Genomic DNA, 23,098 nt, shown 5'->3' with positions numbered 1-23,098 from the left:
ACCGGCCCGGGTGCATCCGGAGTGCTCGCTCCCGCCCGTGCCGTTGCGCCGGGGCGAAAAGGGGTGGAAGGCTGGATAGCGGCACCGGTTCGGGGAGCACCCGGGAACCTCGCGGTTCGCGCCGGGTGCGGCCTGTGCCCCACGCCGCGACGGCCCGTCGCTTCCCGCGGTGGGTTCAGGCCCGTCCGCACCACCTGGAGGTACCCGTGAACAGCGCCGAGGGATGGGGTGACGACGTCTACCAGCCCGACGCTTCCGATCAGCGTGAGGACACGGGGCTGCTGGACGCGGAGGACACCCTGGAGAACGACGGCGTCGACGACCCCCTGGACCGGGGCTGGTCCCCTCCGGACCGACCATGGGCCGTGGAGCACTCCGGTGTCACGGCCGCCGAGCGCCACCAGGGCGAGACCCTCGACCAACGTCTGGCCGAGGAGATGCCCGACCTCGCCACGCCCGACGGCGACGGCATGGGCGACGCCGAGGGCACCGACGGGGAACTTCTCGACAACGAGGTCGGCGCCCTGCGCTCCGGCCGCCTCGTGGCACCCGACGAAGGCGCCCACGAGGACGAGGAGAGCGCGCTCGTCGCGACGGACGTGGGCATCGACGGCGCGGCGGCGTCCGCCGAGGAGGCCGCCATGCACATCGTCGACGAGGATTCCCTGTCCGGCTGACGGCCGAGGCACCCGCCGTAGCCGTGCCTCCGACGCCCGCCCGCTGCGTCCCGCGGTCCCCGCGATCGCAGTGGCCGCGCCACCGGCTTCATCCGCCGCCCCCGAGCCGTCGGCCCCGCCGACGCCGCCACCTGAGGAGCTCGCATGCAGCAGGACAAGCACCCCGACTACCACGCGGTCGTCTTCCGTGACCGTGCCGCGGGCTACGCCTTTCTGACCCGGTCCACCGCGACCAGCGACCAGACCATCGACTGGGACGACGGCGAGACCTACCCGGTCGTGGATGTCGAGATCTCCTCGGAGAGTCACCCCTTCTACACCGGCAAGGCCAGAACGGTGGACTCCGAGGGCCGCGTCGCCGCCTTCGAACGGCGCTACGGCGGTGGAACGGGAGAAGTCGGCTGATCCGGCTTCCGAGCCGGTGAGCGCACCGGAGGTCCCCGACGTGCGGCTGACCGGTTGCGCGGACGGGTCAGCCGGATGGTGCCGTCCGCGCCCGCACCCGCTCAGATCACGTTGAGCGCCGCCGCGCAGCCCACCCCGCCGAGCACCATGAACACCGGCATCAGCACCTTGAGCTCGACCCAGCTGCCGGCCCGGAACCGCATGGCCTTGGGCGGGCCCAGCGGGTACCAGCGCTTGCGGCCCACCGGGATCGGCCACAGGATCGGGCAGCCGGACACCGTCAGCGCGTCCCCGATGTCGTGCACCAGCGCACCCAGCACGATCGGCAGCCCCAGCCACAGATACTCCTGGCCCGGGGCCGTGAACAGCCAGTCGGCGCCGTTGCCCGGCTTGTCCAGCACACCCGCGAGGATCCACGCGCTGGTCGCCGCCAGCAGCCAGACCAGGACGTCGCTGCTGGAACCCCGGGCCGCCCGCCACAGCAGCCCCTCGATGGCCAGCACCATGTGCACGAAGAGGATCGCCAGCACCGCCCAGCGGCCGCCGGTGATCGCCAGGACCGAGGTGCCCCCTCCGATCATGACCGCCCACAGCCAGGTGTGGGTGAGCGTGCGATGTCCACCGGAGCGACGCGGATCGCCCTGCTTCTTCGTCGCCTTGTAGACGGCGTAGGACAGCTTGTCGACGATCTCGCACAGCCAGCGCGACACCGGACCGAAGGACCGCGAGATCGTGGCGGCCTTGTGGTCGAGATCCGGGGCCAGTGCGGCTCCGGCGCAGATCAGCGCGCCGCAGAGCAGCACGGGCCAGGGCATTCCGTGCCCGGCCGCGGCGGCGGCTGCTCCGACCCCGAGCCAGGCGGCGGCGCCCGACAGTGAGTGTGCTGGTCCCATCATGGCCGTTGCCCGCCCCATTCCTCGTGTGCCGCTGTCCAGTTGACCGGGATCGCTGACTTGTCGTCGGCGACACAGCGTAGCGTTCGCGATCTTCGACCTCGCAGCCGATTCCCCGATGAGGCAGGAGGGCAGGCAAGATGGGTGGGTGACCCTCATCGATCAGCTGCCGCCGACCGCCGACCCCGACGCCCTCTACGAAGCCTTCGAGTCGTGGGCCGAGGAGCGCGGGCTCACCCTCTATCCCCACCAGGAGGAGGCGCTGATCGAGGTGGTCTCCGGTGCGAACGTGATCGTGTCGACGCCCACCGGCTCCGGCAAGAGCATGATCGCGGCGGGCGCCCACTTCGCCGCGCTGGCCCGGGACGAGGTCACCTTCTACACCGCTCCGATCAAGGCGCTGGTGTCGGAGAAGTTCTTCGAGCTGTGCAAGATCTTCGGCACCGAGAACGTCGGCATGCTCACCGGCGACGCTTCCGTCAACGCCGACGCCCCCGTCATCTGCTGCACGGCCGAGGTACTCGCGTCGATCGCGCTGCGCGACGGCAAGCAGGCGGACGTCGGCCAGGTCGTCATGGACGAGTTCCACTTCTACGCGGAGGGCGACCGGGGCTGGGCCTGGCAGATCCCGATCCTGGAGCTGCCGCAGGCTCAGTTCATCCTGATGTCGGCCACGCTCGGCGACGTCTCGATGTTCGAGAAGGACCTCACCCGCCGGACCGCCCGCCCGACGTCGGTGGTCCGCTCGGCGACCCGCCCCGTCCCGCTCTCCTACGAGTACCGGTTCACGCCGCTCACCGAGACGCTGACGGAGTTGCTGGACACCAAGCAGGCGCCGGTCTACATCGTGCACTTCACGCAGGCGCAGGCCGTGGAGCGGGCGCAGGCGCTGATGAGCATCAACATGTGCTCGCGCGAGGAGAAGGAGCAGATCGCCGAGCTGATCGGCAACTTCCGCTTCACCACCAAGTTCGGCCGTAATCTCTCCCGTTACGTCCGGCATGGCATCGGTGTCCATCACGCCGGCATGCTGCCGAAGTACCGGCGTCTGGTGGAGAAGCTCGCGCAGGCCGGTCTGCTGAAGGTGATCTGCGGTACCGACACGCTCGGCGTAGGTGTCAACGTCCCCATCCGCACGGTGCTGTTCACGGCCCTGACCAAGTACGACGGCAACCGCGTGCGCACTCTGCGCGCCCGTGAGTTCCACCAGATCGCCGGCCGTGCCGGGCGGGCCGGTTTCGATACGGCGGGCTTCGTGGTGGCGCAGGCGCCCGAGCACGTCATCGAGAACGAGAAGGCGCTCGCCAAGGCGGGCGACGACCCGAAGAAGCGTCGCAAGGTCGTCCGCAAAAAGGCGCCCGAGGGTTTCGTCGCCTGGACGGAGAACACCTTCGAGAAGCTGATCGCCTCCGAGCCCGAGCCGCTGACGTCCCGTTTCCGGGTGACGCACACCATGCTGCTGTCGGTCATCGCCCGGCCGGGCAACGCCTTCGAGGCGATGCGGCATCTGCTGGAGGACAACCACGAGCCGCGCAAACAGCAACTGCGGCACATCCGGCGCGCGATCGCGATCTACCGCTCGCTGCTGGACGGCGGCATCGTCGAGAAACTCGACGAACCCGACGCCACCGGTCGCATCGCCCGCCTGACCGTCGACCTTCAGCAGGACTTCGCGCTCAACCAGCCGCTGTCGACCTTCGCGCTGGCCGCCTTCGAGCTGCTGGACCCGGAGTCGCCGTCGTACGCCCTGGACATGGTGTCCGTGGTCGAGTCCACGCTGGACGACCCGCGGCAGATCCTCGCGGCCCAGATGAACAAGGCGAAGGGCGAGGCCGTCGCCGCGATGAAGGCGGACGGCGTCGAGTACGAGGAGCGCATGGAGCGCCTCCAGGACATCACCTACCCGAAGCCTCTGGAGGAGCTGCTCTTCCACGCGTACAACACGTACCGCAAGAGCCACCCCTGGGTCGGCGACCACCCGTTGTCGCCGAAGTCGGTCATCCGGGACATGTACGAACGGGCGCTGTCCTTCACGGAGTTGGTGTCCGTCTACGAGCTGGCCCGCACCGAGGGCATCGTGCTGCGCTACCTCGCCAGTGCCTACAAGGCCCTCGACCACAACATCCCGGACGACCTCAAGTCCGAGGACCTCCAGGACCTGATCGAGTGGCTCGGCGAGATGGTGCGCCAGGTCGACTCCAGCCTGCTGGACGAGTGGGAGCAGCTCGCCAACCCGGAGGAGATGACCGCCGAGGAGGCCCAGGAGAAGGCCGACGAGGTCAAGCCGGTCACGACCAACGCGCGCGCCTTCCGCGTCCTCGTCCGCAACGCCTTGTTCCGTCGCGTCGAGCTCGCCGCCCTCGACCAGGTCGAGGAGCTGGGCGAGATGGACGCCGACGCCGGCTGGGACGCCGATGCCTGGGGCGAGGCGATGGACAAGTACTGGGACGAGTACGAGGACCTCGGCACCGGTCCTGACGCCCGCGGTCCCAAGCTCCTGGTGATCGAGGAGGAGCCGGCGAACCGCCTGTGGCGGGTCCGCCAGATCTTCGACGACCCGAACGGCGACCACGACTGGGGCATCAGCGCGGAGATCGACCTCACCGCCTCCGACGCGGAGGGCCGTGCCGTGGTCCGCGTCACCGACGTAGGCCAGCTGTGAGCACAGGAGACTCCCACGCATGACGACCAACCCGGCCGAGAGGCTCGTCGACCTGCTCGACCTGGAGCAGATCGAGGTCAACATCTTCCGCGGCCGCAGCCCGCACGAGTCCCTGCAACGGGTCTTCGGCGGCCAGGTGGCCGGCCAGGCGCTGGTCGCCGCCGCCCGCACCACGGAGGGCGACCGACCCGTGCACTCGCTGCACGCGTACTTCCTGCGGCCGGGGCGGCCGGGCGTGCCGATCGTGTACCAGGTCGAACGGGTGCGGGACGGCAGGTCGTTCACGACCCGCCGGGTCACCGCCGTGCAGCAGGGCCGCACGATCTTCAATCTCACCGCCTCCTTTCACAAACCTGAACAGGGGAGCTTCGAGCACCAGCTGCCGCCGGCCCGGAAGGTTCCGGACCCGGAGTCGCTGCCGACGGTCACCGACGAGATCCGGCAGCATCTGGGCACGCTGCCGGAGCAGTTGGAGCGGATGGCCCGGCGCCAGCCCTTCGACATCCGCTATGTAGACCGGCTGCGCTGGACCGCAGAAGAGGTCAAGGACGCCGAGCCGCGCAGTGCGGTGTGGATGCGCGCGGTCGGGCCGCTGGGCGACGACCCGGTCGTGCACACCTGTGCGCTGACCTACGCCAGCGACATGACCCTCCTGGACGCCGTCCGGATCCCCGTCGAACCCCTGTGGGGCCCACGGAGCTTCGACATCGCGTCACTGGACCACGCCATGTGGTTCCACCGGCCGTTCCGTGCGGACGAGTGGTTCCTCTACGACCAGGAGTCCCCGATCGCGACGGGCGGACGGGGCCTCGCCCGCGGGCGGATCTACGACCTGGAGGGGCGCCTGTTGGTGTCCGTCGTCCAGGAGGGACTGTTCAGGGCGCTGTAGTCCAAGGCCTTCTGCGCCGGAGCCGGCTCAGCAGACCGCGTGGCGGTTCCGGCTCCTCGGGCCGACGCGGCGCCCCGAGGAGCGGAGGATGTGTCGGCCCGGGAGCCCTCTCGGCCGTAGGACGAGGCGCGGGCCGCAGTGCCCTCGCATGCGCCAGAACTTCCGTCAGGTCGGCCCGTAGCAGTCCGATCTCGTCGGGGTCGTCGGCCGTCATGATCCTCTCGGCGATGAGAGAGGACGGCGAACCGGTGGCGCCGGATACGGGTGGGCCCGGTCGGAAGCGGTTCACATGGGAGCGTTCATAGGGGTCGGGGACGATCTCAGCGATCTGGACGGGATCGAGGAAGGCGGCCTGCGCACCGGCGCTCTCCCAAGGGTCCCCCGCCTGGCGCAGCAGGAAGCCGCGGTGACGTCCTCGCCAGTTGCGTGGACGCAGGTCCACGCCAGCGTCCAGCATGCCCCGCAGCGCTTCGGGCATCCGGCGGTCGTTCAGCACTGAGGCGTGGTTCTCGTCCGCTGCGAACCGCCTCAACTCTTCGGCCAGATAGAGCCAGACCACGGCCCGATACCGGTTGAGGTAAAACTTCACCGGCACCACCAGGCCCAGGCGGGCGAGACGCGTGAACCTGCCGGTCGGCACGTCCATGATGTCCGCGCCCTCCGTCGTACCGACGACCTTCACACGGTCCAGCAGGGAGTCCGGAAAGCCCTCCCCCGAACTCACCCGGTCGATCTCGGCCCCTGGGACACGTCGGCCTCCGCCTCCCTCGTCGGGCACGGTCCGGATGAGCCCGAGATGGACGGCGAGCTCCAACTCCCCTCGCTTCAGGCCCAGTTCGCGGGCCGCGCGACTTGGAGTGCAGGCCGGACGCTGCTGGTTCGTGATGCGGTGCGTGTGCGTGACAGTGTTGCCCGACATGGTCGATCTCCCCCGTGGAGTCAGTGGCTCACGCTCCGTGCGTTCGCCGTGACAAAACCGTAGTCGGTTCGCCAGATCGCGTGGCCGGCCTGTGGATAACTCCACGAGGGATGCTGAATCAGCAGGTCAGAGGTCTGTCAGCGGCGACCGTTCGGGCTGTCGGGACTCGACGTCGAGGTGCTCGCCGACCCGATTGACGAGCAGGGTCATCTCGTAGGCGATCTGGCCGATGTCGGCTTCCGCGCCGCTGAGCACGCACAGACAGCTGCCGGTGCCCGCAGCGGTGACGAACAGCACGGCGTCGTCGAACTCGACCATCGTCTGACGCACTCTGCCCGCGCCGAAGTGCCGTCCCGATCCCTTGGCCAGGCTGTGCAACCCGGACGAGACGGCGGCAAGGTGCTCGGCGTCCTCTCGTCGCAGGCCCGTACTCGCGCCGGTCACCAGGCCGTCGTTCGACAGCACCAGCGCGTGTCGCACGTGGTCGACACGTTTCGTCAGATCGTCCAGCAGCCAGTCGAGGCTCTGGTTCTGCGCCATGGTCCGGTCTCCCCGTGTAGATGTCTCCCCCTGCACCGGAGGAATCTCTTCGCCACCCTTCCCGACGATCCGTCCCTCGGGCAAGGAGGATGAGGGCATGGCGAAGAAGATGACCGATGAGGAATGGCGGGCGTTCGTCTCACACGGCACACGCACCGCGAAACTGTCGACCGTGCGAGCCGACGGCAGTCCGCATGTGGCGCCGATCTGGTTCGTGCTCGACGGCGACGAGCTGGTGTTCAACACCGGCAGTTCCAGCGTGAAGGGGCGCAATCTGGTCCGGGACGGCCGGGTGGCGCTGTGTGTGGACGACGACCGGCCACCGTACGCCTTCGTGGTGATCCAGGGCCGCGCCCAGGTCTCGGAGGACCTTGAGGAGCTGAGGCACTGGGCCGGTCGCATCGGGGCGCGCTACATGGGCGAGGAGCGCGCCGAGGAGTTCGGCGCCCGCAACGGTGTCCCGGGGGAACTCCTCGTCCGCGTCACGATCGACAAGGTGCTGGCGGATCGGGACGTGGCCGACTGACTGCGGTCCGCGGGCCCGTCGGCCCCGGCACGGTCAGCTGACGGAGTTGAGCAGCCGGGCGGTGTGCATCCGCCCGGCGTACTCGACGAGTCGGATGAGCACCTCCTTCCCCGAGTCACGGTCCCGGGCGTCACAGAGCACGACCGGAGTGCCCCGGTCCAGGTCGAGGGCGCGTGAGACATCGTGGGCGCCGTACGTGCGCGCGCCCGCGAAGCAGTTCACGGCCACGACGAACGGGATGTGCCGGTGCTCGAAGAAGTCCACGGCGGGAAAGCAGTCCTCCAGACGTCGGGTGTCCGCGAGGACCACCGCGCCCAGGGCTCCCTGCGCCAGCTCGTCCCACAGGAACCAGAAGCGGTCCTGCCCAGGGGTGCCGAAGAGGTACAGCGACAGGCCTGAGCGGATGGTGATGCGCCCGAAGTCCATGGCGACGGTCGTGGTGACCTTCCGGTCCACGCCGCCGGTGTCGTCCACCAGTTGGCCGGCCTCGCTGAGCATCTCCTCAGTGCGCAGCGGCCTGATCTCACTGACCGCGCCCACCAGGGTGGTTTTGCCCACGCCGAATCCGCCGGCGACAAGTATCTTCAGCGCCAGCTCGGCCGTGTCGCCGTCGGAGGCGTCTGACTGCACGTAGTGCTCGGTGACCATCGATCACTTCTCTCGGGAGTACCGGCATCGGTCGTCGTGGCTGCGCAAAGCTGATCCGTCGGTGTGCGAAGGTGATCCGTCGCTGTACGAAGTCAGCATCATGACAACTGAGTTCGCCTCTCGCGGGATTGGACCGCTTTTTCCCCGATGTGACCGCCTCGTTCCCGTTCGATGGCCGTACTGGCGCACGAATGGCCTCGCGCGGGAAGGGCTCGTTCGCAAATCTCCGTAACCGGGCCCCGCGATCTCATCTACAGCGCTCGCAATCCTTCGATCACCTCGCGCAGGATCCGTTCGTCAGGAAGCTGCGCGGGCGGCACCGGGCGGCTGACGGTGACGCGGCCGCGCTCCACGAGGTCGCCGAGAAGCACCCTGACGACGCCCACGGGGAGATCCGCGCCCGCCGCGAGTTCGGCGACCGACTGCGTCTCGGGTCGGCACAGCTCGATGAGAGCGCGGTGTTCCGGCCCGAGCGAGGCGTCGTCGTCGGTGCCGCGCGCTGTGGCGGCCAGCGTGACGAGGGCGATCAGGTCGAACCGCACCCCGGTGGGGCCGGGTTTGGTGCGGCCGCCCGTCATGGCGTAGGGGCGGACCAGAGGCCCGGCCTCGCCGTCGTACCACTGGCTGCCCTGCTCGTGCCGGGCGCCCTTTGTGTCGTCGGTCATCTGCGCCGGGCCACCCTTCCGGCTCACCGCGCGGCGGGCGGTCGCGCGGCGGCTCGCGGGGGCGTGTAGAGGTGCTCGCCGACCCGCTTGACCAGGCGCGCCATCTCGTACGCCACCAGTCCGATGTCGGCGGTCACGGCGCTGAGCACGGCGATGCAGGATCCGTCGCCGGCGGCGGCGACGAACAGGAAGGCGTCGTCCATCTCCACCATGGTCTGGCGGACCCCGCCGGCGCCGAAGTGCCGTCCCGCGCCCTTGGCCAGGCTGTGGAAGCCGGAGGCGACCGCGGCGAGATGCTCGGCGTCCTCGCGGCGCAGGTCGGTGGACGCGCCGACGGCGAGTCCGTCGTTGGACAGCACCACGGCATGCCGCACCTCGCGCACACGGTGCACCAAGTCGTCCAGCAGCCAGTCGAGTTCACGGGACGTCTGGGCGGCTCTCATACTCGGATCCTGGATCATGCAAGGTCTCCTTCACTGCTGCTGTCGCCGCGCGGTGCGGATTCGGGGTCACCGCCGCGACCGGGCTGCCTGCCACCGCCGCGCGTCCAGCCGTCGCGGTAGGCCACCATGCGGTCCCTGACGAGTTCGGGGGTGCGCCGGTCGTCGTCCTCGGCCGCTGCTCCCGACTGTGCGGCCGAGTGTCCCTCGCGCAGTTGGGGGGCGAGGTTGGCCTGGCGTACGCGGCGCGGGAGGTCGTCGGCGGCTTCGGAGTCGTGGGGTGGCCGGTGCAGTCTCAAGGTGATGACTCCGGGGGGTGTGCCGTGGTTCCTGGTCTCCGTCACGGCCGGCGTGGCCGACGCGGCTGTCCCTGCCGTCGCGGAAGCCAGCGCCGGCCGGTCGGCGATCGCTCGGGCGGGTTCCTGGTGCAACTCGGCAGCGGGCACACGCGCGTGCTCGGCTTCGGCCGGCCGCTGTGCCTCCGCCGCCGCGTCGGTGGAACGTTCCGCCGAGTCGACGTGCAGCAGAGCGGTGGGCAGCAGGACGACGGCGGTGGTGCCTCCGTAGGGCGAGGTGCGCAGGTGCACCTTGATGCCGTGCCGGGCCGCGAGCCTGCTCACGACGAAGAGACCGAGGCGGTCGCTGTCGAACAGGTCGAGGGCCTCGGACTGTTCGATGCGCCGGTTGGCCTCCGCGAGCGTCTCCTTGCCCATGCCGAGTCCGCGGTCCTCGACCTCGACGGCGTATCCGTTGCCGACGGGCTCGCCCACAACGCGCACGCGTGTGTGGGGAGGTGAGAACTGGGCGGCGTTCTCGACGAGCTCGGCCAGCAGGTGGGTGACGTCCGCGACGGCCACGCCGACGACGGACGTCTCGGGGAGCTGACGTACCTCCACGCGCGCGTAGTCCTCGACTTCGGAGACGGCCGCGCGCACCACGTCGGTCAGGGAGACCGGCATCCGCCAGGCCCGTCCGGGTGCCGCCCCGGAGAGGATGATCAGGCTCTCGGCGTGCCGTCGCATGCGGGTGGTGAGGTGGTCGAGCCGGAACAGGTCGCTGAGTTCGTTCGGGTCGTCGGAGCGCCGTTCCATGCTGTCCAGCAGGCTGAGTTGACGGTGCACGAGCACCTGGCTGCGGCGGGCGAGGTTGACGAAGACGCCGGAGATGCCGCTGGCGAGTTCGGCGCGCTCCACGGCGGCCCTGAGGGCGGCTCGGTGGACGGTGCCGAGCGCCTCGCCGACCTGGCCTGCCTCGTCCTCGGCGGGCGGCCCGGGCGGTGCCTCGGCACGGATGTCGATCTCCTCACCGGCGCGCAGCTTGCGCATGGCCTCGGGCAGTTTGCGCCGGGCGATCTCCAGGGCGCTGTTGCGCAGGCTCACCAGCTCGACGACGAGGCCGCGGCCGATGCGTACGGAGATCACGAGAGAGGCGGCTACGGCGATCAGCCCGAGGAGGACGGCGGCGCCCGCCGGGGTGAGCAGGCCGCGGGCGAACGGGTCGGCACGCTCGGCGACATCGCGTCCGGCGTCCTGCTCGATGGCCCGCATCTCGCCCTGCACGCGTGCGTGTGCCTTGTTCCATGCGGCATCCGTCGCCGCGTCGATCGCCCTTGTGCCCGGTGCCGCGGCGAGGACCTCGTCCTCGACGGACGTCAGGGTCGCGTAGTCCCCGCCGGCGGCGAGACTCTGCCAGGCCGCGCGTTCCGGGCCGCGCAGGTCCGCGACGGCGGACTCGGTCAGCGTACGACGGGTGTCGACGGCGCCGGTGAACAGCCGCAGCCGCTCTCCGTCGAGGCGTCCGGCGAGGCGTGCGCTGTCCAGCACGGCGTCCTCGCGGGCCAACGCCTCACCCGCGCGGGCGAATTCGAGCAGCACGCGCGCGTCCGAGCCGAGGTCTGCGTCCTGGATGCCGGTGAGCGCGCCGTCCACCGAGAAGGCGGTCGCAATGGTCGTGGTGTACCGCCCGTAGACCTCGTCCCAGCCCGATCGGGTGTCGAGCACGGCACTGCGTAGGGCATTCAGCTGCTCCGCGTCGCTGACGAAGGCCTCGAGCCGCCCGGCCACTCCGGCGGGGTACTGCCCGCTGTCGGCGACGGTGTCGCGGTCGCCGAGCCGCAGCCGTGCAACCGCCCTGTCCGTGGCCTGCGCGCGCTTCCTCAGCTCGTCGCTGCGCCCGGCGGACGGATCGGTCGCGTAGCGCACGGCGGCCGCGCGTTCGGCCTGAAGGGCGGTCACGGCATCGGCGACGGGCGCCCTGATCTCGGAGTCGACCAGCTGCAACTGGCGCAGCCTGGCGACGTCCTGTGCGGTGGTGACGGTGGCGTAGGCCCACAGGGCCAGCAACGAGACCACGGGCACCATCAGCAGACAGATGATCTTGGCGCGGACGGTGCGTGGGCGTATGCGCCAGCCCTGCACGCGCGTGGAGGGCCTGGGCGGTTCGTCCTGCGGTACGCCCGGGGGTTCGGACCCCTCGTCGGCCGGCGGTCCGGCATGGGCTCGGCGGCCGCGGGCCGGCGGTGTGGACGGCGGCTCGGCGCCGGCTGCGGTGGTCCTGCGGGGTATGCGCATGGCCTCCTCGCTCTGAAGTGGTTCGGGGGCGTGCATCCCGGGCCCTCGCCGGTTCCGGATCCGGCGCTAGCCGACGACGCTCTCGGCCGACCGCTGGGCCGACGCGGATGCCTCGCGCTCACCCGCGGTGGGTGACAGCGCGACAAAGGCGGACGTCAGGAAGAGGTAGGACCCGAGGCCTACGGCGAGGGGGAAGATGAACTGCATCGCCGTGGCCCCGGGCAGGACCTCGTCGGACGGTGTGACGTCGACGCCGACCGCGAACATGCCGGTGTAGTGCATGCTGCTGACCGCGGCACCCATGATCAACGAGGCGATGGTGACGGCGACGGGCGACTTAATGTTGAGCGCAGCCCACAGCGCGGCCGTCGCCGCGACCACAGCGATCAGTACGGAGAGCCCCACGAGCAGTGGGTCGTAAGTGACGTCGCCGTGGAGTCGTACGGCCGCCATGCCCAGGTAGTGCATGCTCGCGACGCCGAGCCCGGTGGTGAGTCCGCCCAGGAAGAGCGCGCGGGCGCGGTCACGGCTGTAGCCGACGGCGAAGACGCCGGCACAGACGACGAGCATGGCGACGAGCAGGCTCAGGATGGTGAGCGGCACGTCGTAGCGGATGTCGGTGCCGCTGACGCTGAAGCCCAGCATGGCCACGAAGTGCATGGTCCAGATGCCGGTGCCGATCGCCGAGGCGGCGGTGACGAGCCAGTTGCGGCGCGAGCGGCCGGTGGCGCCCAGCGCGCGGACGGTGCAGCGCAGGCCGAGTGCGGCGCCGGTGCAGGCCATCACATACGACAGCACGGGGGTCAGCCAGCCGAGGGCGGCATGGTCCAGGTGTCCCATGTCCCCGGGACGCTAGTCGGAGCAAGGGCGCACGAAGGGGGCGCATTTCGAAAGCTGTTGGAATATGACGTGGAGATGCAACGGAACGACCGCGTCACGCTCGAACGTGTGCACAGCGGCGTCATCCGTGCCGGTGAGGGATCATGCGGAGCATGAGCGACGACCACACACACGTGCAGGAGTTCTTCACCGCCCGCGCCGCCGACTGGGACAGCCGGTTCCCCGACGACGGGCCCGCCTACGCGGCCGCGGTCGCCGAGCTCGGTTTGCGCGAGGGGGCTCGCGTGCTCGACGCGGGCTGCGGCACCGGGCGCGCCCTGCCACCGCTGCGTGACGCCGTGGGGGCCACGGGAGTGGTCCTGGGGGCCGATCTGACCCCGGCCATGCTGCAAGCCGCGGTACGGGCCGGACGAGGCACGGACGGACAGTTGGTGCTCGCCGACGTGGCCGCCCTGCCGGTGCGGTCGGAGTCACTCGACGCCGTGTTCGCCGCCGGCCTCATCGCGCACCTGCCCTGCCCTGCCGAGAACTTGCGGGAGCTGGCCCGCGTGGTGCGCCCCGGCGGCACGCTCGCGCTCTTCCACCCGATCGGCAGGGCAGCGCTCGCGGCACGCCAGGGCCGGCAGATCACGCCCGAGGACCTGCGCGCGGAGCCCAATCTCCGGCCGCTGCTCGCCGGTTCGGGGTGGCGCATGACGTCGTACGTCGACGAGGACGACCGCTTCCTGGCACTGGCCGTCCGGGAGGCGTGACGGCTCGGGATCATCCGGCGACGGCTGCAGTGAAGGCGGCGGGGTTGTCGAACATGACGTTGTGGCCGGCGCCGGGCACGGTCACCACGCGCACGCCTGCCGTTTGCAGGGCCTCCCTGCCCGGGAGTTCACCGCTGAGCTCGCCCTGGAGGTAGAGGCGGTCGATCGACAGTCCTTCGAGGATGTCGCGCATGATCGGCTCGGAACCGAGCCTCAGCCCGACGGCGCTGCGGTACAGGGCGCGCGGGTCGGTGAGCCGCATGGTCGCCGCCCACAGGGGCCCGACCGCTTCCAGCACGCGCGCGTAGGCCCCGCCGACGAAGTCGTCCTCGCCGTAGGCAGTGATCCATGCGCTTCCCGGGGCGGGCAGGGGCGAGGCGTCGAGATTGGCCTCGGTCAGGACCAGCCGGGAGACGAGGTCGGGCCGGCGGTCGGCGAGCACGATGGCCACGGAACCGCCCATGCTGTGCGCGATCAGCTCGGCATCCGTCACCCCCGCCGCGTCCAGGGCCACCGCCAGGGCAGCGGCGTGGTCCTCCAGGGTGTAACCGAAGTCCTGCGGCCGGTCACTGATGCCGTGCCCAGGCAGGTCGACGAACAGGCTCCGGCGGAGCGCCAGTTCGGGCCTTGCCGCGATGTGGGCGTGGTACACGGAGGAAACCGAGCCCAGTCCGTGCACGTAGACACGCGCGGGCCCCTCCTCCGGCGCCTCCGTCTCCGTCCACCGGACACAGCTGCCCTTGCCGTCGAAATCGGCCTGCCTCATGGCGCCCCCTCGGAGTCGTTGTCGAGACACGACTATATACATCGGTATCGAGGTATCAAGGGTCCGAGGCATGAAGAGTCCGAGGTATCAAGAGTGCGATGCATTAAGTACTCGATGTATCAGTGATTCGATGTACTCGGGCCCCAGATGTACAGCGGATCCGGGACACAATGTGGGCATGCTTGAACTCGCCATCCTCGGCTTCCTCTACGACACCCCACTGCACGGCTACGAGCTGCGCAAACGCATCGCAGCGCTGACCGGGCACGTGAAGCCGGTCGCCGAGAGCACGCTGTACCCCGCGATCAAGCGGCTGGAGAAGGCGGACCTGCTGGCACGGACCACGGAGCCCGGATCAGTGGCCGCCCCGCGTCATGTGCTGACGCCGACGGAGGACGGCCGACGGGAACTGCGCCGCAGGCTCGCCGAGCCCGGCCCTCGCGACATCAGCGACGAGAACCGCTGGTTCACCGTGCTCGCCTTCCTGCGGCACCTGGAGGACCCGGGCGCCCAGTCCGCGGTACTGCGGCGCCGGCTGGCATTCCTGGAAGAGCCCGCGAGCTTCTTCTACGACGGCGACCGACCGCTGGGCGCCGAGGAGCTGGACGACCCCTTCCGGCGCGGCATTCTGACCATCGCCCGGGCCACTTCCCAGGCCGAGCTCACTTGGCTGCGCGAAACGATCGCCTCACTCGACGGCTGAGCGCGAGATGGACCGCAGCGGCGCGCGGGGGCGCACGAGCGCGGAAGGGCCATCGGGGCGGACACCCGCGCGCGGCATTCGAGCCGCTGCGAGCCCTTAACCGCGTCGTCCCCCTTCTGCCGTCGAGACTCCAACTCTACGTTGAATAGCATGAGATGAACGATCAACGATGGCACCACGAAGAGGGGGAAGGTGGTCAATATGTGGGGCAGGGTGCGCAAGTCATGGGTGAGATTCCTTCACGCCTTTCGCGCGGAGCCGGACACGGGCCAGGACAGGGAACCGCGCAGGCAACCTCGCAGGCAACCGCACAACCTGTTCGAGGCCGCCGCCGTCTACGTGTCGGCCTGCGCGGAGGACGACCAGGATCAGATCGACGAGGCGGCCGGCTGGGTGTCCCCGGAGGCACTGTCGTTCGGGGTGAACGAGCTGGCGTGCCGGGCCGTCATCGCGCTCGCCCGGGAGCGCGACGAGTCACCGCAGACCGTGGCCCGGTCCCTTCTCGGGCTCCCGGCGGCCTGACAGCGTTGGCAAAATCACGGTCGTTTCGCCCCGTCCGGACGGAAAACTGCAGCTCCGGGTGTGCCTGGGAGTCGTGACAAGGGGCTTCCGGTCGCACTAGGGTGCGCGCCGATGGACGAACCGATGGGGAGGCTGGGATGGCCGGGACGGATGAGGAGGCCGTCGCCGCCGCGGACGATGCGCTCTACGTGCTCACGGCGGTGCTGCTGACGCCGGCGAAGTTCCCGAGCGTGCTGGGCGACGACTATCCGGAGGCCTGCGCGGCGCTCGACCTCGCGCCGCTCGCCGACGGCTACGGCCTGGTCCTCGGTCAGGACGGCGACGGTGCCCGGTGGACCGTCGTCATCGACGACGTCTCCCTGGTTGCCGTCGCCATCGCGTCCTGGGACTGCGGCATGGAATACGACCTGTCACCCGACGAACGTACGGTCGTCGCCGCCCTGCCCGGCTGGCCCCTCGCCGTGGCCGTCGCCGCGCCCAATGTGCCGCCGCCGCACGACCCCGACCCCGAGATCGCGGAGGGTCCGCCGCTCACCCCGCCGGACACGAGCGTGTGGGGGCCGGCACAGCGACGCCTGGGCGCCGACGAGATCGCGCTGCAATGGGCGACCTGGCGCGAGCAGATCGACGACACCGAGTTCGCCACGCCGGGCGGTGCGGCGACGGCCGGTGATGTGTCGGCGGCAGGTGATTCGTCGGAGGCGGGTGGTTCGCCAGCGGCGGACGGTGCATCCGGTGCCGCCGGGGCCAAGGACGAGAGCGAGAGCACGAGCAAGGACGCCGGCACGGGCCCGGGCGACAGCGACAGCGTCAGCGCGGGCGAGCATCCCGCCGGCGCCGAAGCAGGCGAACCGGACGAACGCACCGGGAGCGGGCAGGCCGAGAGGCAAGGCGGCCACAGCGGCATCCTGCGGGTCCTCGCAGAGGCACGCGCCTACGTCGAGTCCCCGCCGCCCCTCGGCCGTGTCCGGTCCTCCTTCGCCCCGGGCGATGCGCGGACACTGCGTGCGGACGGCCCCGGCTGGTCGCTCGTCGCCAGGACCGACGACATCGCGTTCGTGCTCCTGGACGACGAACCCGGCGAGGTCCTCCCTGTCGGCCGCGGACCGGAGCTGCCCGGCCTCTTGGAAGCTCTCGACAAGATGGCCGTACGCCCGCTCTGAGCCCGCACTCAACCCGTGCATGGGGCACGCACCCAGGGGCGGGTGCGTGCCCCTCGGCTTGAAGGCCCTTGAGGAACAGCAGCGACGCGGGCGTCGCCGACGACCCGGCGGTCCCGGCGACATCCGGCGACGACCGCGGCAACCTCGGCGCCCGGCGAGCATCAGAGCGCCCAGCGAGCGTTCTCGGCCCCCTGTCCCGAGACCCCACCTGAAGGCCGTGTTCCATGTGGGCCCAACCCATGGCTGACGCGGAGACGGACACGCACCATGAGGCAGCTTTCGCGGTTTCGCTGTCTCCGATGTCCGTCTCCCTTCTGCCAGGAGGCCCCATGCGCCTGTCCCGGGCTGTTCCGTTCGTCGCCGCCACGCTGCTCGCCGCCGCCGTCAGCGGGCCGACTCCCGCATTGGCCAAGGCAGTTGGCGGGCAGCACTGCACGCATCAGGACCGGGTGCGGGTGCCCGGCGCGGCCCTCCAGCAGAGCGCCTGTCTCCCGGATCTGACGACAACCGCACTGGCCGGCACCTCCTACACCGATATGACCGACCAGGCCGGGCTGACGGCGCGGGGCACCCAAACCCCGACGGGGGTTCCCGGGATCCAGATCGACGGCTACTTCCCCGACTCCTCTCGGTTCAACGCCACCCACGGCTGGCGGCACGACGCGCAGTTCGTGATCCGGCTGCCGGACCGGTGGAACGGCGGGCTGGTCGTCACCGGGGCCCCCGGCACCCGCAAGCAGTACTCCACGGACTCGGCGATCTCCGACCAGGTGCTCGCCCTGGGCTACGCCTACGCCGCGACGGACAAGGGCAACAGCGGCGCCGACTTCTACCGGGACGGCAAACTGCCCGGTGACGCGGTCGCCGAGTGGAACGCGAGGACCACCCAGCTCACCCGTGCCGCTCGCAAGGCGGTGGCCCAGCGCTACGGGCACGCCCCCCGTCGCACCTACATGACCGGCATCTCCAACGGCGGGTACCTGACGCGCTGGCAGCTCGAGAACCATCCCGAGCTGTACGACGGCGGGGTGGACTGGGAGGGCGCCCTGTGGACAGCGGACGGCCCCAGCCTGCTCACCTCCCTGCCGACGGCAGTGGCTCGCATGCTCGGCTCCGCTCGGGACGAGGACCTGTATGCGGTCGGCTTCGCGCGTGGCTCCGAGTTCCTGTGGCCGTACCACGAGCAGGCCTACTGGGGAGTCACGCAGAAGATCTACCGCGCCGAATTCGACCCCTCGTACGACCCCGGCTGCCCCGGCCCGACTGCCGGAACCACCCCGGCCCAGATCCTGGCGCCGTGCGCAACCGACGCCGCGTACGACTACACGTCGCGCCCCGCGTCCGTCCACCGTGCCGTGGACCGTGTCGCGCTGACCGGGCGTATCGGCCGACCGCTCATCACGCTGCACGGCGATCTGGACACACTGCTGCCGAAAGCGGGTGACTCGGACGTGTACGCGCGCATGATCGACGCGAGCGCGCGGGGCCCGCTGCACCGGTACTACACGATCGCGGGCGGCACGCACATCGACGGGCTGTACGAGACCTACCCGGACCGGCTCCGGCCGATCCTGCCCTGCTACCGGTCGGCGTTCGACACGCTGGTCTCCTGGGTGGAGCGAGGTACGCGACCGCCCGCGGACCACACCGTAGGCAGGCCCGCGAGCGGCGATGTACTCAACTCATGCACACTGTCCGCCCCTGTCACGCCGGCGGCCGGGTGATCGTCAGCGGCCCAGCTCCTTGCGCGAGACTCGGCGCAGCCTGCGCCGCTGTGACGGGTCGAGCGTGAGGTAAGCGGCGGCCGGGACTCCCAGGACTATCAGGAGCGCGGCCCACCACGGCAGCCAGATCAGCAGGATCAGGCCGGCCGCCACACCTCCCGCGGCGATCTTCGCGTTCTTCGACATAGCGTCGCCTCCTTCGCGGCCACTGCCGCTCTCTGTCCTGAAAACGGGTCCGCGCTCCCGGCAGTTCCGAGCCGCGACCCTGAGACGACCCTGAGGTGTGGCCCCTACTGGTCGCCGAGGTCCCGGGACGGCCGAGATGCGGTCGGCACACGGTCGACGAGCCGTGCTGCACACGGCCGACGCCCAGGACCACGCTCGGCCGGCACCTCGGACTCCGCACAGGAGAAATACCCAGCCGAACAAGCATGACCCAGGTCACACGATCTGCGCTCCGTGTGGAGCGTCGAGTGCTGTACCCTCGACCACTCCAATCCGAGTAGTCAAATTTGAGGAGTACAGCAGAACTGTGCCCAGGCTTCCCGAGGCGACATCGTCCGAGCTCTCCGAACTGGCCTGTTGTTGTGCAGTCTTCGTACCCGGCGATCCGGCGCGCACCGGCCGGGTCGCCTTCTGGCGGGCCGACGGCGGCGCTGTTCCACTCGTCGCGTCGGGATCCGTCGAGGAGCTGGACGTCGTCCTGCCCCGTGAGGACGGCGTGGAGCTGGTGAGCGTGCCGGCCGTTCTGCTGCCGGTGCGTGCCGCGCTGCCGGTCCTCACGCGTGCGCGTACCGCGGCGCAGGCGCCCCGGGCGGGGCTCTTCTGGGGCTCCGCCACTGTGCTGGCCCTGCAATTCGTGGCGCGTGGGCTGCTGTTGCCGGGCCTCTCGCCGGGTGACCTCGACGCCTGGCGGGCCGGTCCCTTGCGGCCGGAGGACGTGGAACGCGTCCGCGCTCTCGCCGCCGCCATGCCGCCCGAAGCGCACGCGGTGCCGCTGGAGGGCGCGGAGCCCTTGAGGCTGCCTGATCCGGAGCGGCTGCTGCGGGCCTTCCTGGACGCGGTCGCCGACGCACTCCCCCGCTCCCCCGCGGCCGAGCTCGTGACGGGTGGGCCCGCCTACGCGGCACAGGAGCCGCAGCACGCGCCCGCGCTGCGCGCGTGGGCCGCCGACGTCGCCGCCGGCCACGACGCGGGCGTACGGCTCTCCCTGCGGCTCGAGGTCCCCGGGCTCGCCGAGGCGACACATGAGGACACCGCTCTGTCGTTCCGGGCGGTGCTCCAGGTGCACAGCGTGAGTGACCCGACGCTGGTCGCGGACGCCGCCGACGTGTGGGCGGAATCCGACGCCTTCGGCCCACGGGCACAGATGGACGCCTTGCTGGCGCTGCGCCGCGCGGCACGCGCCTGGGTTCCGCTGACGCCACTGCTCTCGGCGGCCGTGCCGGATTCCGTGGAACTCGCCGATGAGGAGGTGACCGACCTCTTGGGTGCGGGCGCCCGAGCTCTCACCGCGGCAGGCGTGGACGTGCACTGGCCGAAGCAGCTGGCACGCAATCTGACCGCCCGCGCGGTGATCGGTCCGCCGGACGAGGAGTCGGCGCCGGGCAAGCTTTCCTCGGACACGCCGTCCTTCCTGTCCGCCGACGCGCTCCTCGCCTTCGACTGGTGGTTCGCGCTGGGTGACCAGCGACTCACCCGCGACGAGCTGGACCGGCTGGCGGAAGCGAACCGGCCCGTCGTGCGGCTGCGGGATCAGTGGGTCGTCGTCGACCCACAGGAGGTGCGTCGGGCCCGCGCGCAGCAGGACCAGAAGGTGACGCCCATCGACGCGCTAGGCGCCGCGCTGACGGGCTCCACCGAGGTGGACGGCCATCAGGTCGAGGTCCGGCCCACGGGCTGGCTGGCGGCTCTGCGCGAGCGCCTGGACGACCCCGAGGGGCAGGAGCCGGTGGACCAGCCGGCCGCGCTCGCGGCCACGTTGCGCGACTACCAGCGACGGGGTCTGAGCTGGCTGGCCCGGATGACGTCCCTGGGCCTGGGCTGCTGTCTGGCCGACGACATGGGCCTCGGCAAGACGATCACGTTGATCGCCCTGCACCTCCACCGGCAGTCCGACGCCTCGTCCGCCGGTCCCACGCTGGTGGTGTGTCCGACGTCCCTGATGGGCAACTGGCAGCGCGAGATCGAGAAGTTCGCGCCCGGCACGCGCGTGCGCCGCTTCCACGGATCTCGGCGCGACCTGGACTCCGTGGCTGACGGGGAGTTCGTGCTCACGACGTACGGCACGATGCGCCTGGACGCGCCCCGGCTGGCGGAAGTGCCGTGGGGCATGGTGGTGGCGGACGAGGCCCAGCATGTGAAGAACCCCTACTCCTCGACTGCCCGGGAGCTGCGTTCGATCGGCGCACGCGCACGCGTGGCGCTCACCGGCACTCCGGTCGAGAACAACCTGTCCGAACTGTGGGCGATCCTCGACTGGACGACCCCGGGTCTGCTGGGCCGCCTCGGCACCTTCCGAACGCGCTACGCCCAGGCGGTCGAGGGCGGGCAGGACCCGGCCGCCGGCGAGCGGCTCGCCCGGCTCGTACGCCCGTTCCTGCTGCGACGGCGCAAGTCGGACCCGGGCATCGCGCCGGAGCTGCCGCCGAAGACGGAGACCGACCGCGCCGTGTCCCTCACCGTGGAACAGGCGGGTCTGTACGAGGCGGTGGTCCGCGAGACGCTCGCCGAGATCGCCGAAGCGGACAGCATGGCCCGGCGCGGTCTGATCGTGAAGCTCCTGACGGGCCTGAAGCAGATCTGCAACCACCCGGCGCAGTACCTCAAGGAGGAGCGGCCGAGAATCGCCGACCGCTCGGGGAAGCTGGAACTGCTGGACGAACTGCTCGACACCATCCTCGCCGAGGAGGCGAGCGTGTTGGTCTTCACGCAGTACGTGCAGATGGGACGCCTCATCGAACAGCACCTGGCGGCCCGGGGCGTACCCTCGCAGTTCTTGCACGGAGGCACACCCGTGGCCGAACGCGAGGCCCTCGTGCGGCGTTTTCAGGACGGTGAAGTGCCCGTCTTCCTGCTGTCGTTGAAGGCGGCGGGCACGGGTCTCAACCTCACCCGCGCGGAACACGTCGTGCACTACGACCGCTGGTGGAACCCCGCCGTGGAGGCGCAGGCCACCGACCGCGCGTACCGCATCGGCCAGACCCGGCCCGTGCAGGTGCACCGGCTGATCGCGGAGGGAACGATCGAGGACCGCATCGCCGACATGCTGAACCGCAAGCGGGAACTGGCCGACGCGGTGCTCGGCGCGGGCGAGGCCGCGCTCACGGAGCTGACGGACGCGGAACTGGCCGATCTGGTGGAACTGCGAGGGGGCACTCGATGACTCGGTACGACGGTGACTCGGAGCGGACGTTCGCCGCGTTGCCGCCCGCGCGCGGGAGGGGTTTCGCGCAGACGTGGTGGGGACAGGCCTGGCTGAAGGCACTGGAGGACACCGCGCTGGACTCCGGCCAGCTCAAGGCCGGCCGCGGTCTCGCGCGCGCCGGAGCGGTCGGGGCGGTGTCCGTGCGCCCGGGACGCATCACGGCCGTGGTGCAGGGTCGTGACCGTACGGCGCACCGGGCCGACGTGCTGCTGGAGGAGTTGACCGCGGACCAGTGGGACCGCTTCCTGAGCATGGCCGTGGAGCGGGCCGGGCACGTCGCCGCCCTGCTGGACCGCGAAATGCCGACGCACCTGGTGGAGGACGCGGCGGCCACCGGCATCGAACTGCTGCCCGGGCTGGGCGATCTGGAGCCGGAGTGCGGTTGCGATGCCTGGGACCACTGCGGGCACACAGCGGCCCTCTGCTACCAGGTGGCACGGCTGTTGGACCAGGACCCCTTCGTCCTGCTGCTGATGCGCGGACGAGGTGAACGCGACCTCCTGGACGGCCTCCAGGCACGCAGCGCCGCGACCGTCACCGGCCGACCCGAGCCGGCCGATCGATCCGTACGGTCCGACCCGGACGGCGTGGATGCCGCGGAGGCGTATGCGATGGGCGACATCCTGCCGCCGTTGCCCGCACTCCCCGAGCTGCCCGCCGGGCCGGGAACGCCGCCGTCCCTGGACACCGAGACGCCCGCCGAACCCGGCGTCGACCCGGGCGCGCTGGAATTCCTGGCTGCCTGCACGGCCGTAGAAGCACACCGTCTGCTCGCGGAGGCCGTGCGGACGGATACTGAACCGCACCTCGCCGAAGCCGAGTTGAGGCATAGCGAGGACGTGGTGCGCCTCGTTTCCGGAGCTCCCATGGCGAGCGTGGCAGAGCGGCTGGCCGACGGTTCGGGACGCAGCCGGGAGGGGCTGGCGATCGCCGTCCGAGCCTGGCGGCTCGGAGGTGTCGCCGCACTGTCCGTGCTCGACGAGGAGTGGGCCGTGGAGGGCGAAACGCTGGCACGCGCGCGTGCCGCCCTGGAATCGGCCTGGGACGAGGAAGAACGGCCGCCCCTGCGAGCGAAGGGCAACCGGTGGACGGTCGTGGGTGCTCCCGGGCAACTGCGCCTCGCCCGGGACGGACGCTGGTGGCCGTACCGCAAGGAACGGGGCCGCTGGGCGCCCGCAGGAGGTCCGGCGCAGGATCCGGCCACGGCGCTGGCCTCGGTGCGGCTCGCGGACGAGGAGCAGGCGTAGGGCAGCAGCGCGTCGCCGTCGCCCTTGGCAGGCGGGCGCCACAACCCGCCGACCTGGCCGGCTGCGGGCCTGCGGAGGGACACAGAGCGGGCAATCCCCGGGGCGGGGCAGCCGCGACCA

22 protein-coding genes are annotated in these 23,098 nt (G+C 70.8%); 12 read left to right on the top strand and 10 right to left on the bottom strand.

The genetic code is table 11. The features are described from left to right. Window positions 1–206: 206 nt before the first annotated feature. Together ACFPQ9_RS30825 and ACFPQ9_RS30820 are read left to right on the top strand one after the other, a co-directional pair. Window positions 207–677, top strand: coding sequence for a DUF5709 domain-containing protein (locus tag ACFPQ9_RS30825; RefSeq protein WP_380860637.1), 471 nt, complete (start codon window positions 207–209; stop codon window positions 675–677). A 144-nt stretch (window positions 678–821) separates the two neighbouring features. Continuing rightward, complete coding sequence (locus tag ACFPQ9_RS30820) at window positions 822–1,082, top strand: type B 50S ribosomal protein L31 (protein WP_380860634.1); 261 nt, start codon at window positions 822–824, stop codon at window positions 1,080–1,082. A gap of 101 nt (window positions 1,083–1,183) precedes the next feature. Here the strand turns inward: ACFPQ9_RS30820 and ACFPQ9_RS30815 are convergent, their stop codons facing one another. Further along, window positions 1,184–1,978 (bottom strand): metal-dependent hydrolase, encoded by a 795-nt coding sequence (locus ACFPQ9_RS30815; RefSeq protein ID WP_380860631.1) that lies wholly within the window; start codon window positions 1,976–1,978, stop codon window positions 1,184–1,186. A gap of 145 nt (window positions 1,979–2,123) precedes the next feature. Here ACFPQ9_RS30815 and ACFPQ9_RS30810 point away from each other — a divergent pair, with 145 nt between their 5' ends. Next, the gene (locus ACFPQ9_RS30810) at window positions 2,124–4,637 is read left to right on the top strand and encodes a DEAD/DEAH box helicase (RefSeq protein ID WP_380860628.1); all 2,514 of its coding nucleotides are present in this window, start codon (window positions 2,124–2,126) and stop codon (window positions 4,635–4,637) included. 19 nt (window positions 4,638–4,656) lie between these two features. Then, window positions 4,657–5,526 (top strand): acyl-CoA thioesterase, encoded by an 870-nt coding sequence (locus ACFPQ9_RS30805; RefSeq protein WP_380860625.1) that lies wholly within the window; start codon window positions 4,657–4,659, stop codon window positions 5,524–5,526. On the opposite strand, the gene ACFPQ9_RS30800 is transcribed toward ACFPQ9_RS30805, so the two are convergent. Both ACFPQ9_RS30800 and ACFPQ9_RS30795 read right to left on the bottom strand, forming a co-directional pair. Further along, the gene (locus ACFPQ9_RS30800; RefSeq protein WP_380860622.1) at window positions 5,513–6,445 is read right to left on the bottom strand and encodes a DUF6397 family protein; all 933 of its coding nucleotides are present in this window, start codon (window positions 6,443–6,445) and stop codon (window positions 5,513–5,515) included. The genes ACFPQ9_RS30805 and ACFPQ9_RS30800 overlap by 14 nt on opposite strands. Before the next feature lie 126 nt (window positions 6,446–6,571). Beyond that, on the bottom strand, window positions 6,572–6,985 hold the full coding sequence (locus tag ACFPQ9_RS30795) for a roadblock/LC7 domain-containing protein (RefSeq protein ID WP_380860619.1): 414 nt from the start codon (window positions 6,983–6,985) through the stop codon (window positions 6,572–6,574). Between the two features lie 97 nt (window positions 6,986–7,082). On the opposite strand from ACFPQ9_RS30795, the gene ACFPQ9_RS30790 reads away from it, so the two are divergent. Beyond that, a complete protein-coding gene (locus ACFPQ9_RS30790; RefSeq protein WP_380860616.1) occupies window positions 7,083–7,511 on the top strand; it encodes a PPOX class F420-dependent oxidoreductase in 429 nt (142 codons plus the stop codon). 33 nt (window positions 7,512–7,544) lie between these two features. Here the strand turns inward: ACFPQ9_RS30790 and ACFPQ9_RS30785 are convergent, their stop codons facing one another. The 5 genes from ACFPQ9_RS30785 to ACFPQ9_RS30765 all read right to left on the bottom strand — a co-directional run bounded on the left by ACFPQ9_RS30785 (window position 7,545) and on the right by ACFPQ9_RS30765 (window position 12,674). After that, entirely contained in the window at window positions 7,545–8,159 is a 615-nt protein-coding gene (locus ACFPQ9_RS30785; protein WP_380860613.1) for a GTP-binding protein, read from the bottom strand. Window positions 8,160–8,410: 251 nt separating this feature from the next. Beyond that, window positions 8,411–8,824 carry a DUF742 domain-containing protein gene (locus ACFPQ9_RS30780; RefSeq protein WP_380860610.1) on the bottom strand — a complete coding sequence of 138 codons (414 nt, stop codon included), beginning with the start codon at window positions 8,822–8,824 and terminating at the stop codon, window positions 8,411–8,413. Between the two features lie 23 nt (window positions 8,825–8,847). Continuing rightward, the gene (locus tag ACFPQ9_RS30775) at window positions 8,848–9,285 is read right to left on the bottom strand and encodes a roadblock/LC7 domain-containing protein (protein ID WP_380860607.1); all 438 of its coding nucleotides are present in this window, start codon (window positions 9,283–9,285) and stop codon (window positions 8,848–8,850) included. Continuing rightward, complete coding sequence (locus tag ACFPQ9_RS30770; protein ID WP_380860604.1) at window positions 9,282–11,834, bottom strand: sensor histidine kinase; 2,553 nt, start codon at window positions 11,832–11,834, stop codon at window positions 9,282–9,284. Before ACFPQ9_RS30770 ends, ACFPQ9_RS30775 begins: the two co-directional genes overlap by 4 nt. A gap of 66 nt (window positions 11,835–11,900) precedes the next feature. Further along, window positions 11,901–12,674 (bottom strand): MHYT domain-containing protein, encoded by a 774-nt coding sequence (locus tag ACFPQ9_RS30765; RefSeq protein WP_380860601.1) that lies wholly within the window; start codon window positions 12,672–12,674, stop codon window positions 11,901–11,903. A 143-nt stretch (window positions 12,675–12,817) separates the two neighbouring features. On the opposite strand from ACFPQ9_RS30765, the gene ACFPQ9_RS30760 reads away from it, so the two are divergent. Further along, a complete protein-coding gene (locus ACFPQ9_RS30760) occupies window positions 12,818–13,426 on the top strand; it encodes a class I SAM-dependent methyltransferase (protein ID WP_380860598.1) in 609 nt (202 codons plus the stop codon). A 10-nt stretch (window positions 13,427–13,436) separates the two neighbouring features. On the opposite strand, the gene ACFPQ9_RS30755 is transcribed toward ACFPQ9_RS30760, so the two are convergent. Further along, complete coding sequence (locus tag ACFPQ9_RS30755) at window positions 13,437–14,192, bottom strand: alpha/beta fold hydrolase (RefSeq protein WP_380860595.1); 756 nt, start codon at window positions 14,190–14,192, stop codon at window positions 13,437–13,439. Window positions 14,193–14,370: 178 nt separating this feature from the next. On the opposite strand from ACFPQ9_RS30755, the gene ACFPQ9_RS30750 reads away from it, so the two are divergent. From ACFPQ9_RS30750 to ACFPQ9_RS30735, 4 genes are all read left to right on the top strand, one after another. Next, window positions 14,371–14,895: a PadR family transcriptional regulator gene (locus tag ACFPQ9_RS30750; protein WP_380860592.1), complete on the top strand. Its 525-nt coding sequence runs from the start codon at window positions 14,371–14,373 to the stop codon at window positions 14,893–14,895. Between the two features lie 201 nt (window positions 14,896–15,096). Then, window positions 15,097–15,417, top strand: a complete 321-nt coding sequence (locus ACFPQ9_RS30745) for a hypothetical protein (protein WP_380860590.1) — start codon at window positions 15,097–15,099, stop codon at window positions 15,415–15,417. Window positions 15,418–15,554: 137 nt separating this feature from the next. Then, the gene (locus tag ACFPQ9_RS30740) at window positions 15,555–16,580 is read left to right on the top strand and encodes a hypothetical protein (RefSeq protein WP_380860587.1); all 1,026 of its coding nucleotides are present in this window, start codon (window positions 15,555–15,557) and stop codon (window positions 16,578–16,580) included. A 329-nt stretch (window positions 16,581–16,909) separates the two neighbouring features. Continuing rightward, on the top strand, window positions 16,910–18,304 hold the full coding sequence (locus ACFPQ9_RS30735) for a tannase/feruloyl esterase family alpha/beta hydrolase (protein WP_380860584.1): 1,395 nt from the start codon (window positions 16,910–16,912) through the stop codon (window positions 18,302–18,304). 3 nt (window positions 18,305–18,307) lie between these two features. Here the strand turns inward: ACFPQ9_RS30735 and ACFPQ9_RS30730 are convergent, their stop codons facing one another. After that, window positions 18,308–18,490, bottom strand: coding sequence for a hypothetical protein (locus tag ACFPQ9_RS30730; RefSeq protein ID WP_030047209.1), 183 nt, complete (start codon window positions 18,488–18,490; stop codon window positions 18,308–18,310). Window positions 18,491–18,836: 346 nt separating this feature from the next. Here ACFPQ9_RS30730 and ACFPQ9_RS30725 point away from each other — a divergent pair, with 346 nt between their 5' ends. Next, on the top strand, window positions 18,837–21,689 hold the full coding sequence (locus ACFPQ9_RS30725; protein ID WP_380860580.1) for a DEAD/DEAH box helicase: 2,853 nt from the start codon (window positions 18,837–18,839) through the stop codon (window positions 21,687–21,689). Next, window positions 21,686–22,978 (top strand): SWIM zinc finger family protein, encoded by a 1,293-nt coding sequence (locus ACFPQ9_RS30720; RefSeq protein ID WP_380860577.1) that lies wholly within the window; start codon window positions 21,686–21,688, stop codon window positions 22,976–22,978. The genes ACFPQ9_RS30725 and ACFPQ9_RS30720 overlap by 4 nt, the downstream gene beginning before the upstream one ends. Window positions 22,979–23,098: the final 120 nt, after the last annotated feature.

Origin of the sequence: Streptomyces coerulescens (assembly GCF_042657965.1) — a bacterium.
Lineage (GTDB): Bacteria > Actinomycetota > Actinomycetes > Streptomycetales > Streptomycetaceae > Streptomyces > Streptomyces coerulescens.
The sequence above is the reverse complement of the archived record's forward strand: the minus strand, read 5'-3'. Positions and strand labels throughout refer to the sequence as shown.